The sequence below is a fragment of the Neobacillus drentensis NBRC 102427 genome, from assembly GCF_001591445.1.
GTDB lineage: Bacteria > Bacillota > Bacilli > Bacillales > Cytobacillaceae > Neobacillus > Neobacillus drentensis.
The window spans coordinates 1-15,958 of sequence record NZ_BCUX01000040.1 but is presented as its reverse complement, the minus strand read 5'-3'; the positions used below and the strand labels follow the sequence as shown (position 1 = coordinate 15,958).

The 15,958-nt window shown below is 33.5% G+C and carries 9 protein-coding genes; all 9 read left to right on the top strand.

Translation table 11 applies throughout. The features are described 5' to 3' along the window. Positions 1–321 precede the first annotated feature (321 nt). The 9 genes from BDR01S_RS17835 (at position 322) to BDR01S_RS17805 (ending at position 15,641) form a co-directional block, all read left to right on the top strand. Positions 322–4,071 carry a P-loop domain-containing protein gene (locus tag BDR01S_RS17835; RefSeq protein WP_066255616.1) on the top strand — a complete coding sequence of 1,250 codons (3,750 nt, stop codon included), beginning with the start codon at positions 322–324 and terminating at the stop codon, positions 4,069–4,071. 972 nt (positions 4,072–5,043) lie between these two features. After that, complete coding sequence (locus tag BDR01S_RS17830; RefSeq protein ID WP_066255611.1) at positions 5,044–5,604, top strand: DUF4011 domain-containing protein; 561 nt, start codon at positions 5,044–5,046, stop codon at positions 5,602–5,604. A gap of 139 nt (positions 5,605–5,743) precedes the next feature. Then, a complete protein-coding gene (locus BDR01S_RS17825; RefSeq protein WP_218007882.1) occupies positions 5,744–7,633 on the top strand; it encodes an AAA domain-containing protein in 1,890 nt (629 codons plus the stop codon). A 27-nt stretch (positions 7,634–7,660) separates the two neighbouring features. Further along, positions 7,661–8,344 carry a DUF2726 domain-containing protein gene (locus tag BDR01S_RS26085; RefSeq protein WP_218007881.1) on the top strand — a complete coding sequence of 228 codons (684 nt, stop codon included), beginning with the start codon at positions 7,661–7,663 and terminating at the stop codon, positions 8,342–8,344. Positions 8,345–8,690: 346 nt separating this feature from the next. Further along, positions 8,691–11,006 (top strand): HelD family protein, encoded by a 2,316-nt coding sequence (locus BDR01S_RS17820; RefSeq protein WP_066255607.1) that lies wholly within the window; start codon positions 8,691–8,693, stop codon positions 11,004–11,006. 444 nt (positions 11,007–11,450) lie between these two features. Continuing rightward, positions 11,451–11,657 carry a 4-hydroxyphenylacetate 3-hydroxylase C-terminal domain-containing protein gene (locus BDR01S_RS24995; RefSeq protein ID WP_082797482.1) on the top strand — a complete coding sequence of 69 codons (207 nt, stop codon included), beginning with the start codon at positions 11,451–11,453 and terminating at the stop codon, positions 11,655–11,657. Positions 11,658–11,958: 301 nt separating this feature from the next. Continuing rightward, entirely contained in the window at positions 11,959–13,104 is a 1,146-nt protein-coding gene (locus BDR01S_RS17815) for a DUF4145 domain-containing protein (protein WP_066255604.1), read from the top strand. A gap of 226 nt (positions 13,105–13,330) precedes the next feature. Beyond that, entirely contained in the window at positions 13,331–15,178 is a 1,848-nt protein-coding gene (locus tag BDR01S_RS17810) for a DUF262 domain-containing protein (RefSeq protein ID WP_066255600.1), read from the top strand. A 181-nt stretch (positions 15,179–15,359) separates the two neighbouring features. Beyond that, positions 15,360–15,641: a hypothetical protein gene (locus BDR01S_RS17805; protein WP_066255597.1), complete on the top strand. Its 282-nt coding sequence runs from the start codon at positions 15,360–15,362 to the stop codon at positions 15,639–15,641. Positions 15,642–15,958: the final 317 nt, after the last annotated feature.

Genomic DNA, 15,958 nt, shown 5'->3' with positions numbered 1-15,958 from the left:
CTACAGCAAGGCAAACTATTTTTAATCCACCTCAACTGGAGAGCAAATTTGTGTTAGTCCATTCATTGAATGTATTTTTATGGAAATGAATTACCAATGTTTACTTGTTCGAAAGTAGTAAGAGAGATGCGGACGAAAGTCAAATGCTTAATAAGTTGATTTTATAGGAACTAGAAAAGAAAAAATACCTGGCAACGTACTACTCTCACAGAAACAATGTTCCAAACTACTACCATCGGCGCTGAGAAACTTAAATTCCGTGTAGTCTGATGGAGAAAATGGACATATGGAGGGGATAGGAAAAGGAGGTTTACGCTTTTTATGATTAAACAATTAAATAAATTTCAAATAGTGCTTGATGTACTTACGGAAAAAGTGACGCAAGAGGAAGTTTACCTTCAATATAGTATTACGAAAGCAGAGTTTGATTTGTGGGAGCAGCAGTTTTTACATGCTGCCAAAGAAGCACTGTATGACAGCAGAGAAGTATGTCAAAGGATGGCATTAGATGAGTCATTATGGTTCACAGACGGATTTGATACGAGCATGTTTCCTGATATCTATGCCCATGAATATAGCCGAATCCATAAACTGCTTTCAGCCAAAGAGCCATATGGTGCTTTATTACAAATAAAAGATTTTTATGAAGTTCTTTTGAAATTTCCAATCTTATCAACCGTTAGTTTCTGGGTATCTCAACAACCATTTGATCAATTAACACAATCATACAAAGAAGTAATTTTTAAAATAGTCAAGGAAAAACTAACTCTCGGCAAGTGGCTAGAGATAGCGAGAACGATTATTAATATTCAACAAAAAGAAAAAGTACTGCTTTTCCCGGAGAAACATCTCCACACCATTTTACAAGCCGTCTATAAACTCTACGATGACCATAAAATAGTTAATTGGCGAAATAAATATATTGGACATGGTTCACTCGGAACCTTTGAGGATGAAACGTTCCAACAAAATTTGGAAAACCAGCTTAGGAATATTAGAGATCACCTTAGCGAAATTACCATTACCACTCTATATAATCAAGTAAAGGTTTTTCAAGAAGAAAAGGATTGGATGATTCAAATAAAGGATACTCGTTTTTATATTGATCCATTTATGTACATAGATAATGAAGATGTCTTACTTTTTGAAGGGTATGATGCTGCGAGCAGTTTCGTAGAATATTTAAATTATAAGCGTGGAAAGAAAACAAAGAAACATCAGGAGAAGATTGATAGTATTGTTCATTATTTTTTGGAAACGAAGAAGCTGCAATCCTCTTCCTTACAAGAGCTGGACTCAGACTATAAAGAAGATATACAGAATTTTGAAGAGCGAATTTCCTATCTGGACTTTTTGGAACCCTCATATTTAACTTCTTGGATTACAACAATCACGAAAGAAAAACCCAACGGCTACCTGTATTTAGTTATGGAAGAGGGAATGGGAAAAACAACGCTGGTTCAGGCAATAGATGAATTGAAATTAAACAAATGGGATTCTCCCAAGCTGATTCGTCGTGCCGTTTACTTCAATAACTATAAGGAGAGCCAATTACAAACCTTAAAAGAAGATATGATTTCAAGTTTACGAACGGTCGTAGTGAGCAAGAAGGAAACAAAAACATTGAACACCTACCTTTCCTTTGATCCAAAGGACCAGCTCGACCCACAACAGTTTTACAACGTATTAACAGCCTATTTTAAACTATTAAAATCAGAAATTGGGAAGGAAAAGCTGATTTTTACTTTAGATGGGCTTGATGAATTAACGAGTGTGAACCGGGAACGGTTACTTCAGACCCTTTTAGAGATGCCGCCTCTTCCTGAGGGATTATATGTATTATTAACAGCAAAATATCAATATGGGGAAACAATTAAGTTGCCTGAGGAATTGAAGGCTGCACCAAGAACTGTAAGGCAAGATGACCTGTTCAATATCAAACTATTAGTGAATTATGCTAAAGATAAGCTTAAGTATAAGGATGAGGCCGCACAGCAATTTGTTACTAACCTCGATGATAAACGGATGTTAATCATTCAGCCCTACTCTATGTTAAGGAAACAAATGCCTGATGCAAGAGTAGAGGCGATGGAAGATGTGATGTCTTACTATATGCGATATTTACGTCAGCTTTACGGGCAGAAATATTTTGGACAAATATCCCAAGTTGCAGCATTATTAGCATTTTCGCCAAAACCACTGACGCTTGAAGAAATAAGTTATTTACTTAACGGCATAAACCCGGGTTTTGAATTGCTTGGACAATTAAATGATTTAAGGTATTGGTTAAAGGTTCGGAAAAAGCAGTCTGTAAACACCTATAGTTTGGTGAATACATCGATACGTGACACATTACAGAAACAGGACTTTTATCAAGATGAATTGCGTACATTAGCTTCAAACTGGCTTCAGTTAATTGAACAAGATTACTCAAAAATAGACTCACTTCCTTCTTATGTGGGTCTGTTGTTTGAATACTTATCCCAAATGAAATTTTTAAAGTTACCGAAAAACTATAAGGAAACGTTACCTCTTGTCGCAAGATATTACTATGAGACAGCTGACTCATTTGAAAGGTTAGAGCAGGCAATTACTTTATTAAAAATTGAACGTGACCGATTAAAAAGTAGAGAAGCGGCTTATCTGGTATCAGAAGCTTATATGAAAATGTTAGACGATGACCAAGCACTACTGGAAATGGATTTTCTCTTTCCCTTGCTTATTGGACAAGAGAGAACAGCGTTGTTTTTTAAATCCTTACAGCTTCAATGGCTTTTACTTAAAAAAACCGATAACGGCGACGAAGTATTAATAAAGGGCAATAATCAATTGTACGCCTATTTAAAAACCAATAAAAAGAATGCACTTTCATTGCTTCGTCATTCTATTTACCCAAAGAAAAAGTTACCATTGAAAAGTTTCATTGAAGCAATTGAAAACAATCATTCACACTTGGTGTTTTATTATGAATATGCTCTGTTACATATTAGAGTATTTGCTAAAAACAGGAAAGGTCATGATGTTATTTTATGGGGAACAGAGTTAACGAGTGCAATCCGACAAAAGGTTGGCCTTACCCTATATGATCGAATTTTTTTATGCTATTTGGATGGTCTATTACTTTACGGTTATACCATGCTCTTAACGGAGGAGACAAAAATTCTTAATTGCATAGAATTTGAATATCCGACTTCTTTCTTTGTCGATAAAGTGTTTAGTTTAGGTAGCAGTTTTATCGACACGTATTACGAATATTTTGCTAGTTTACAACGTGTTGTCGCAGGGATAGAAAGTTTAAAAAAAGAATTTCCATTACTAAATGAGCAAGCATTTATTATCATGCCTGAATTTCATTTGGGCCTGTTTAAATTTGAGGAAATATCCAAATTAACTATGTATCATCGAATGGAAGCAGAACGATTTTTTAGGGGAATGATGAGAACCACCTATTCTTCCCAAGCACTCATTCAATTACAAACTGAACTTGACCAAATTGAGGAAAGCCGGTTACTTAATAAAGAAAATGCTATTGCTATTCTTAAGGAGAACCTACCCACACATTCGCATCGTCAAAGGATGAGTGAATATATCGAATTACTGATAGAACTTCCGTTATCTGAAGAGAAGTATATTCTTGCTAACGAATTGCTAACAATGTATAACTTAATTCTTTATGAAAGGTTGGAAACAATTCCTGTACAATTGTCCAAAGAAGTACATTATTTGTATGCTGTCATAGGAACGACATCACTACAGCCTTTAGTAAAAGGGTCATTTTTATTTGAATATGGTCGTATGATCTACTATGAGATCTTCAAGGTACAGAGAGAGCCGTCGATTATTGCACCTGCGCTAAAGAATGTACTAGATGTATTTTATCAAGGTTATTCCGTTTTAAAAGAATCAATTATCAATGGCAAAGGTATGCAGAGGGTGTATATTGACAAACTGCTTCCTTATATTTATCGAATTACATTGGAGATAAAATATAGCGGCGTCATCGAACATGAATTTATTAAATTAGTTGAGAAAAATGAAGTATTATTTTTGAGAAAGAATCCTGCAGTGTAATCTCTGTGGCGAATCGAGGGGAGAAAAATTTCCAGGCACCATCCAAAAAAGTTGGATGGTGCTTATTTAAATAAATATTATACTAAAGCGTAAATGGATTTCTATTTTTTAAGTGTCAAATGCTATTTTAAGTCCATAATGTTAATAAATGGAAAAGTAGCGGTATAATAGCAATAGTTTTTGAGTGTAAAATATCTATTGAATAGATGATTAATTGCTATAAAAGATAGTAAGGTTAGCTGAGTGAGTGATTACATATAAAAAATACTCCATCGTGTTATAAAAAAGCAGATTCTCTATAAAAGGATTTGCAGATATTGTCGGTAACTATAGGTAAGCTCTAAATATTAAATAGTAGATTGGTCACATTTTGGTAACATACCACAAATCATAGATTAAAATTAAAGATTACTTAATTGTAATAAGATGCTCGAAATACCCTTTAAATCAAGTACTCTCAACAACATAAGTTTTCAAAGAATAACAAAAAATAATACCTTCTCTCAAACTTCAAAACTGCTTGAGACCTGCATGCCATTTCTGGTGGGTTCGTTGTCATGCATACCTTGAAAGGGTAGAGGTACACTTCAGTTTCTTAAGTTTATTATTAAGTTGTTGTAGCAAAAAATAATCCTAATAAATCTTATATATTTAAATTATTTACTACAGTCGAATGCCAGGACATATCCTTTTTGGGGTGTTCTGGCATTTTTATTTTATTGGACTATTTTGTCAACCTTGTGAAATAGTAGAATGGGTACGAAACAAGCACCCTTGAAAATGTCCTAACACTGCCGGAATTTAGCAAACTTGATGTCAGTTAGGATCGAATCTTTATAATAGTTAAAAGATATCTCAATGTATTTCCAATTTATTGATATAATATTTTCTTTTCGAAACAAGAATAACCATCATATTTAACATGTATAATGGGTATTAATGTATATTTGGACAATGGAAAGAGGTCCTGTAATGAAAGACAAGTTAATACATATGAGGGACAAGCTCAATGACATTAGTCGGCGGAATCGTTCGATTCGATTAATGAAGCTTTATAATAAGTGGAGCTTTGATTTAACTGATCTGGATAACCTCTCTAGGTTATCTAAAGAAAAGGCAAGTACCGCTATAGTAGAACAAATCATTAATCAAACCAAGAATGAAGTCATCTTACTAAAGCCAACGATTAATAATGAACTTTCAATGAGCCTTTCAAGAAAACTCACAGATTTATACCGGAATATTAAGGGAATTGAAGAGGAAACAGGAATCCATGATTTCTATCTTGGTTTTCCATTTTTGTCCGGAAAATTGTCGGATGGGACGTTCTTTCAAGCTCCACTATTCTTATATCCGGTAAGACTAGAAAAAAACAATGTGAATGCTCAAAAATGGGTGATTAAACTAGATGAAGGTGGCCCTCAAATCAATCGGACCTTGTTTTTAGCATTTAGTAGAAGTGCCTGTCACCGCCCGAGTTTAGTAGATTTTTGTCGAAATAAAAAAGTGCAGTCACCATTCAATTGTTGGTGACTGCGCTTTTTTTAATCAGGAATAATTTATAAATAAAATTGCTAATCCCCTTGCAGATATAATTATGGTATTATTTAGTAATAAATTAATTTTTTAAAATAATATTATTAAGAATTAGGTTTAGAGGTGACACCTACCGTTGAATGGAGATATAAATCTTATTCTTATCAAAAGCGAGGATAAAACTGAAGAAATAGATTTCTGTAAAAAAGAAAATGGCAAATGGTTAATTAGGTTTCAAAATAACAGTAAAGTCTATAAGTATAATTATGAAAACGTAATTTGGCATAGAGATCCCAAAATCATCGACCATGAAACAAGTATGATTTATGAAAATAATCTACCAATAACAGGCATGATTAAAATACTTGATTTTGGCGACTATATTAAATTGATCTTTAAAACTGGATATAAAAAATTGTACGAGCGGTCGAGAATTATCATTGAAGAAACCTCCTTAACCAATAATACGGCACACTGTACCTTTGAATATCTTAAAACAATAGCCAATCATGCGAGTATAAAACTTGAAGGTGAAAATGACATTAGCTTTTTAAGAAAGCAGTACAATAATCTAACTATGATTAGTCCTCGAAGTGTAATGTCTGCTTATTTGGAAGGAAAACCATTAAATGAACAAGACAGACAAGCACAAGCAATTTTCCCGTTTGGGTTTAACCTTAGCCAAAAATCTGCAACAGAAAAAGCATTAATGAACCAGCTTAGTGTAATTGAGGGTCCACCAGGAACCGGTAAAACTCAAACCATTTTAAATATCATAGCAAATGCGGTTGTTAATGGTAAAACAGTTGCGGTAGTTTCTAATAATAACTCCGCAACGGCCAATGTCCTTGAAAAATTACAGAAATATGAGATGCTTAGATTCCAAAATAGACAAGCTATATTAAAGCAAGAGTTATCTAAGTTTCAAACGGAACAGAAATATTTTAATACATACTATACCGAATCCAACTTCAAACCACTTAAAATACGTTCTTTTCTTCGATTTAGTGCTGATCGGATTTTAACCATACTCCATGAATATAAGCACAATGTTAAAGATGGAAAAGTTCCATTAAAAAGCAAATTATATAATCTATTTGTTTATGGATTATATAACTTTAATCTCTATAAACATGAGCCCGATGCCGTTATTTCCTTTTTGCAAAAGATCTATTATGAAACAAAAATAAAAGAGATTACGTCTCAAATTGAAGAATATGAGAAAAAGCTGGATCACTTCGATTTTGATAATGCCATGAAAGAATACAGCAAAAATTCTATGGACTTGCTAAAGGCCAAATTGGCTGATAAATATGGTGCAGGTGGAAAAAGGACTATTTTTACTGGGGATGCTCTTTGGAAGAATTTCGATACTTTTATCAAGGAGTATCCTGTGATCTTAAGTACTACTCATTCCTTACGACAAAGTGCAAAAACAAATTATTTGTTTGATTTCGTTATTATTGATGAGGCTTCACAGGTTGATTTGGTTACAGGTGCTCTCGCTCTATCCTGTGCGAAAAATGCTGTCATTGTTGGGGATGTTAAACAACTTCCCAATGTTGTGATTTCTGAAGTTGCAAAAACAACGGGGCGAATATTTGAATCATTTAAGTTAGTAGACGCCTATAATTATTCGAACCAAAATATCTTGTCATCTATACTAAACTTATATAAAACTATTCCTAAAACACTTTTGAAAGAGCATTATCGCTGCCATCCCAAGATTATCGACTTCTGTAATCAAAAGTTTTATAATAACGAACTTATTGTCCTAACAGATGATCAAGATGAAGAGAAACCTCTAATCCTATATAAGACGGTCAAAGGGAACCATGCAAGGGGAAAGTTTAATCAACGGCAGATTGACGTTATATTTAATGAAATCCTACCAGGACAAGAAATAAATGATAGTGAACAAACGGTTGGAATTATTTCACCCTTTCGACTACAGGCGAATGAACTTCAGAGAACAATAGGGGACAGAAATATAGAGGCTGATACAGTACATAAATACCAGGGGTGAGAAAGAGATGTTATTATTCTCACAACTGTGGCAAATCAAATTGCAGTCAATGATTTTGCTGATAATCCAAATCTTATCAATGTAGCTGTTTCTCGTGCTGTAAAAAAATTAATTGTGGTGGTTTCAGAGGGAAGTGAGGACTGGAAAGGGACAAATATTGGAGATTTAGCAAGATATATTCAATATAATAATTTTGAAATCATTGAAAGCCAAATCTACTCTGTCTTTGATCTCCTATATAACAGTTATTCTGATAAATTATTAGAAGTGATGAAAAGAAGTAAAAAGGTGTCAGAGTACAAATCCGAAAATTTAATGAATACGGTGATTGAAAAGGTATTAAGTTTACCAGAATTCCAAAGCCTGGACTGGGTCCTGCATCAGCCTTTACGGATGCTGATTAAAGATCCGGTCAAACTGACGGACGATGAGCGGAAGTACGCCTTGAATATATTAACCCATACCGATTTTGTTATTTTTAACAAGCTGGATAAAATGCCAGTTTTGGTTGTTGAGGTGGATGGTCATGCCTACCATGCAAATAACCCGGTGCAGCTGAAGAATGACAAAATGAAGGATGAGATTTTGCGTAAGTACTGCATTCCAATCATAAGAATGAAAACCACAGAGAGTGGAGAAGAAGATAGACTACGACAAAAGCTCGCGGATACTTTAAAACTGGATACTAACATTTCAGAGGTAATTTTATGAAAATCTAAGGGGGGCTATTTCGCTGAGATGGAATAATAATATTTTATGAAGGGGTGCAAGCAAGAAGATGAAAATTTACCAGTATTTGTTTCTTGAACCTATTAAAAATCGGTAGTGTTAATAAGACTAAACAGAACCAAAAATTTATACACAACTCTTAATCAGTGATTTGCCATTAGGTAATAAAGACCCTCTTACAAGTAAAAGGTTTACAAAATATTAAGTTACTGTAATAAAATACCAAATCAAATCTGAAATAATATTTATTTCTCAAGTGTCAAGACTTCCAATAAACTGTTAAAATAGTAATATAATATAAATAGATTTTTTAAGGGAGTCATTCAAATTGAAATCTGAGGATTTAAAGAATGAACAAATAGTACTTGAAAATACAATAAACAAGATTAAAGACCAAACCTATTATGTATGGGAATTACTCGAAAAGAAAAAGGGTAATTTTAATAAAGGAATTAATGATACTGGTGATGATGTTGCATATCGTAGAGGAATGCTCGATAAGGAATTGCTTAGAAAGGCCGAAAAAGAACCCTTCTTTGGTAGTTTTGATATTAATTCCGAGGAAGAAGGAAATGAAACGTTTTATATCGGGAAACAAGGGGTAAGGGATCAAAATGAAAATGTAATTGTGGTGGATTGGCGCATGCCGATTGCCTCAGTATTCTATAACTTTACCCCCAGTCAACCAAGACAATCCTATATGGTACATGATGAAAGAGCACGAAGGAATTTAAGTTATTCAGTCGATGTTCTAAAAAAGAAAGAATTCACTATCAAAGATAAAAAAATAATTAAAATTATTCAACAAGTTTCGGATGAATTAAATGATAAGCTAAATGTGACGATAACAGAAAATGGGGAAGAGTTAACCATTACAGATGATTTCTTAAGGGAAATAATAGAGCATAGTGAAACGACAGGCTACTTAAAAGAGATCATTGCATCTATTCAAAAAGAGCAAGATATAGCAATTCGCCAACCGATTGATCGAAATGTAATTATACAAGGAGTCGCAGGTTCGGGAAAGTCATCAATTGCATTACACCGTTTGTCTTACCTACTTTATAATAATAAAAATATAAAACCATCAGAAGTATTAATTCTTGGTCCATCAAATTTATTTATCAGCTCAGTTAAGGAATTATTACCAAATCTAAATTTAGAAGGAATTAAACAGTCAACTGTTCAACAGCTACTCTATCACTATATAAAATCTGCATTACAAGAGAAGATTGATTTATCATACAATCAATATTTCGAAAAAGTATTATTTTCAAAAAATCAGGATCAAACCCGTCAAATCATAGAGTTTAAAGGTTCAGAGTCTTTTACAGTATTGCTTGATATATTCGTTAGCGAATTAAAGGACCAGTACGAAAATAAAATTCAGCCAATTACAATCCTTACCGAGCATTTATCAAAAGAGGCATTACTAGAAATCTATAATGGCTATAAATATTTACCATTCTCCAATAAAGTTGAACGGTTTCGCCAACACGTTGAAAATCACTTCCGTCGAATCACGGAAGGGAAGGTAAAAGAAATTAAAGAACATTATGATTTTGTTGTTCAAACATATTTGAAAAATGGCGGATTAAATCAAAGTGACTATGATAATTTGGTAAAAAAAATGCAAGGGATTATGGACTATAAAACAAAAAAAGTTCGAAATGAGTTTATAACGGAGATCACTACTTGGAAAAATAGTATGAAGGAACCCGATTTACTTTCTATTTATAAACAAGTATTGTCCTTTGAGGTATTAAGCGCCTTTGAACATGAACTGGGCCCAGATATTCCTAAATTATTTAAGAACTTTAAAATACAAAACCTAACGTATTTTGACTTAGCCCCATTATTTTATATATATTTACTATTATTTGATAAGCCAGAGCAATTTTCACATATTGTCATTGATGAGGGTCAGGATTTAAGTTATGTTCATTATGCAGCTTTAAAGAAAATAACAAAAACGATGACCATTCTCGGGGACAAAGATCAATCAATATTTATGAATTTTGGACAATATGATTGGACTAAACTTAGCAAATCATTGTTTCATTCCAAACAAGAAATGATTTTAACATTGGATACAAGCTATCGCTCAACAACAGAAATAATAGATGTAGCCAATAAAGTATTAATTAACCAGAATGGGATTCTTCATACCCCCATTATCCCTCTTAACCGGAGCGGTGAGAAAGTAAGCTTTGATATGGTGCAATCAGGAAAGGACTTATTGGAAAGTATTGTCCAAACATTGAAGGTTTGGAGGAAAAAATATAAAAGAATTGCCATTATTCATAAGGACGAACAAAGAGCCAAGAAATTAGCTCAATATCTTAGCCAAGAGTATTACCGCGATATCGTTTATATGAGTCCTGAAGATGACATGGTCAATAAATCTATAACTGTATTAACATCTTATTATTCAAAGGGTATGGAATTTGATGCGGTTATTCTTTGTAATATTAATAAAGAAAGCTTCCCAAAAGATGATTTACATGCAAGGATATTATATGTACTTTTAACTAGAGCTCAACAAGAGGTAAAAGTCTTTTACCAAGACACTCCTTCAGCTTTATTAGAAGGTTTAATCGAGGAAGTCCCTAAGAGAACTTCTGTTTTTGATGATATTTTGTAGGTTTCTGCTAAATTAACGATTTGTATAGTATATGTCGACCAGTTTATTAATGGTCGGCATTTTTTTTAATACAACAATCATACTTCCTCAAAAACCACTTGTTGATTAAATTGTAGAAGGGAACATTTTAAGTGCAGTCGCCATTGTAGTATGTACGAGTCCCTAGAATAAAACAAGACTGGAATAATGTTGCTAGCAAAGCATCTACTTAATAATAATATTCTTATTGTATTATCTGGCTGTTCGGCGCACTCATTAGCTAAATTTGGCTTAATGAATCTGGATGTGAGAGTGCATTACGGTCCAGAATAAAGAGCTGTTCGTGAAACAGTTGATCAGGAAACAATCTACAATCACTCCCACCTACACGGCATATTGGAATTTGCGTGGATAACTCAAGAATTGATGAGCTTTTGATAGCTTTAGCAAGAAGAATGATGATGTATTTTAATAAAAGGGGGTTTTTATTATCCAGATTATAAACCACTTAATGCAATCAGAAATTCCGGTAATAGATGGTATTCGAGAGTAAGAGAAATCTTACAGTTGATTTTAGCTGGCGGGCTAATGTATCAGCCTGCATCTATGAATATTTTGGAAAGTCCTATTGAAGGAATAATTTTGGTGCCTGTCACCTCTCGATATATGTAAAAATTTGTTGAAAAGTACTTATGTAATATCTTGGGGAGTTAATGATATAAATGATTTCATGATAAAGATATTTTCTAAAAAACGTCTTTATTAATGAAATAATTGATTCCTAAATATTAACAATCAAATAAGTTGAGGAAAGTCCAAGATTAACTTTTTATATGGGTTACTCTGGGGCTTTTATTGCATCTGAAATTAAATTTGTATCAATATATTGTATGATTAACCTGAAACGAAATCTTCAATCGTATGGTAAAATAATACTATACTTAGATAAATACATAACCGGGGGAACGATCAAATGGAGAAATCATCCTATTTTTATCAATTTCTTGAACCGATGTCAAAAGAGCTAGCCTTAGTTGCAAATGAACTTGAAAATAGTATTTTCACTAGCCCGCGGACAATGCTCACACATGCAAGAATATTTGTAGAAAATATTTTAAAACAGGTCATTCGAGCAGAAAAATTGCCTGATGAGCAATGGTCAAATATAAAAGATCGAATCGATTTACTAAATGTAAACGGTTATATAAAACCTGAAATTCGAGATGCACTTCATCATATTCGACAAATCGGTAACCAAGCAGCACACGATACTCGGACGTTTCGTTTCTCAGAAGCGTTATTATCTTGGGAATCTATTTATAAAATTGTTAAATGGTATGTAGAGGTATACGGACCCTTAGATTTTACGGTTCCTAGTTATCAAGACCCATCACCACAGGTGAAACAAACGTTTGACATAGTTGAAATACAAGAGCGGCTCAAATCGTTGGAAAAACTTCTTACTTCAAAAACTGAAAAACAGAAAGATAAGCAAGGAGAAGAGGATTCAGGAAAGTCTACTGAAGGTCTTTCACCTAAACCAGAACTGCCGGGGTTTACACCGATTCGAACACTTATCTATAAAGGAAAAGAACTTGAAGTTCCATACTTCTTACGTGATGCATTTCTATTGCCTCAACGATTTGCCATTTCTGAGACCTTTCTCATTAGACTTGGGGCTGAGCAGCAAGCGCGAATTATGAGTGAATTACCAAACAATCTAGAAGGATTGCATAAACAGGTAAAACGATATAATGAAAAAAATGATGATACTTTCTTTCAAGAACTAACAGTATTTATTGAGGAAGAGAAATTACGCAGACAACTTTCACTTGAACGGACTGGGGAACTATTCTACTTCTATAAAGCTGATTACATTATCGTCACGGAAGAATTATCACAAATACCTCTTACTGCAGATGAGTTCACAGGAATACCAAGCCTTTTGAGGCAACTAAATGAAGATCAAATTGAAACCGTAGGACAGCTGCCTAAGGAGCTTGTAATTTTGGCCAAATATTCAAATGTAGGAATTGGGACTGTGCAGAAGTTATTTGATCAATTAAAGGAAAAACAACAAAGGAGTATTGTTCATGAGCCTGTAACATCGGAATTATAATGAACATGATATATTAATGAACTCCATCAAAACACCCGAAAATGCCGCTTTCTACTTTTTTAACGACACATAATTCTGAGTTTAGATATTTTGGTATTGATGTGTAAAAGTTGGGGGTATTTAAGGGAACGGCACATTAGTATAATTCATCTTAATGTTGAATGATAATGCTTTAAAACCAGTTGTTTCTAGTATTTAAACGCCCAATTTAGAGGAGGATAACACTGTGGATGTAACACCTGACAAACAAAATATTAATACAGTTTTTTCAAATACAACTTACTATATAGATTTCTACCAACGACAGTACAAATGGACTTCTGATCCTGTCAATAGATTACTGGAGGACATTTTTTACAAATTTAACACTGAGTATGAAAAGTTCAAGGATAACGAAATGAACATCAATCAGTTGATTGACCATTACTCTTGGTATTACCTAAATACATATGTTACCAATAAAGTAGATGGGAAGATTTATATCGTAGATGGTCAGCAAAGACTGACAACAATCACATTAATCTTAATGAAGTTAATGCATCAAGCAAAAGCATTTCAATCAGGGTTAGGTAATTGGATTTCTCAAAAGATTGTCGGTTTTACAGGATATGATGAAGAATTTTGGATGATGCACGAGCAACATCTTAAAACAATGAAAGAACTATTTGATGGAAATGAAATTGATCAAATAGATCAATCTAGTGGGATCACCGCTGAAAATATGGTGGGAAATTACAAAGTCATTTCTGACTATCTGAATCGGGAATTAGGTGATACGCACAAATTTGAAAGTTTCACTTTCTACTTTCTAAGAAGACTTGTGCTCATTAATTTAAATGTGGAACAAACTGATGTTCCAATGGTTTTTGAGGTAATTAATGACCGAGGAGTGAAATTAAAACCCTATGAAATATTGAAAGGTAAGTTACTAGGTCAAATTAATAAAATGGAGTTAGACTATCTTAACCTTAATGAAATTTGGGAATCACAAGTCAATTCCATAAACGACTTTTATGATGATGAAATTGATGAGTTCTTTGTTTATCTCATGCGTGCTAAATTTGCTGCTAATGTTGGTGACGGTCGGAAATTCGATAAGAAGAACTATCACAGAACAATGTTTGAAAAAGAGGTTAATAGTAAATGGATGCTCGATCATAATGAAAAGGCCGTAAAGAAATTCCTTTTAAATGAATTTACATATTTTACATCTATATACAGTAAAATGCTAGATTTCTATAATAGTGAAAATGTTGATTATATAGAGGTTTACTACAATTCTTTAACTGAAATGGATAGTCAATTTTTATTGACACTATCCGTTTGTAAATTAAATGACCCTTTAGAAAATGTAAAAATTAAAAAGATTGCTTATGAAGTCGACCGTTTTTACACTCTTCTTCAGATTCAGAGAAGCTATGACAGTAACGCTTTCAATGAATCTATTTACAAAATAAGTAACCAAATCAGGGAAATTGATGATTTTGTGGAAATCCGTAGAGTTTTCGATAAAGAATTATTAAGTTTATTAACTGAAAACCGTGGTGTTAATACTGTTTCAGTTATAAATTACAATCTTTTCAAGGATACAGGTATTGAATTAAACAAACGCTTTAAACGTTACTTCTTTGCCAGAGTTGAAAAATTCATATCGGAGAATACAAATCTGAACATGAAGCATTCCTTAAATGACCTTGTGAATCATACTGGTCCAGTAAATGGCTTTCATATCGAGCATATCCTTTCTATGAACAAGGATAATTTAAGCAAATTTGGAAACGACGAGGAGTTATTTGAGAGAGAACGGAACCGTCTTGGAGGTCTATTGCTACTTAAAGGAAAGGACAATATTTCAAGTAGTAATGAAAGCTATAAGAAGAAACTAGCAACTTACGCTAACACCTTGTACTGGAACGAAACATTGAGGCAAGATACGTATAAATCCAAACTTGATTTCACAAAAATGATAAATATGTATAAATTGAATTTCAAACCTATCGATGACTTTGGGCCTGATGAATTGGAAGAGCGGCACCAATTGCTTTATGACATCGTAAATATTATTTGGGAATAAAATACCTAAAAAAGAACGGTTCACTTGTTTTTTCTAAGATTAGTTCTGACTACAAGAACCGCTATCTCCATGGTTTACAAATGATAGTGTTGTTTTATTGACAAACCGATACACGAAGATTCGGGGGATTAACAGTTATATATAGTTTTACAAATTACAGTAATAAAGGGGAGTGGGACACGTGATATCCAGAGTTAAGGAGTTCAAAGATAAAGAGCTCGAATATGAAGAATGGTGTGAAAAACATCAAAACGGTTATGTGTTTAATAGAGCGGGAGGTAAAACGGGCAACGTTCTTCATACAGTCGGTTGTTGGCATTTAAACGTTCCTTCTCGTAAAGGCACTTACACTACACGTTATCCAAAATACTGTTCGGAAAATCTAGCCGATCTATTATCTGTAGTTGATGGTTTAAGTAAACCAAATAGTTGGCGGGAATGTTCAATTTGCTTTAATAAATAGATAGACTGCATTGTGTGCTTGCCCGATTTTAACCAAGTCAGTTTCATTAAAATGGAAAATGTAGTAGCCAGTGGTTTAGAGCAATCCATGCAAAAACGGCATAGGGATTTTTATGGTGGGTTAGTGTTCAAACCTATGTTTTCCGATACATAAACAAACTGGGAAGTCTTTTGCTTAAATCAGATAAGAATATATGGACGAAATTGCAAGGGATTATAGTTAACTATTAAGAATAACTCAAGAATTAATGGACAGTCTCCATAGTACTAAAGCTTTTACTCCAGGGGTATTTTAGGGTCAGTCCCACTGGCCTTGCG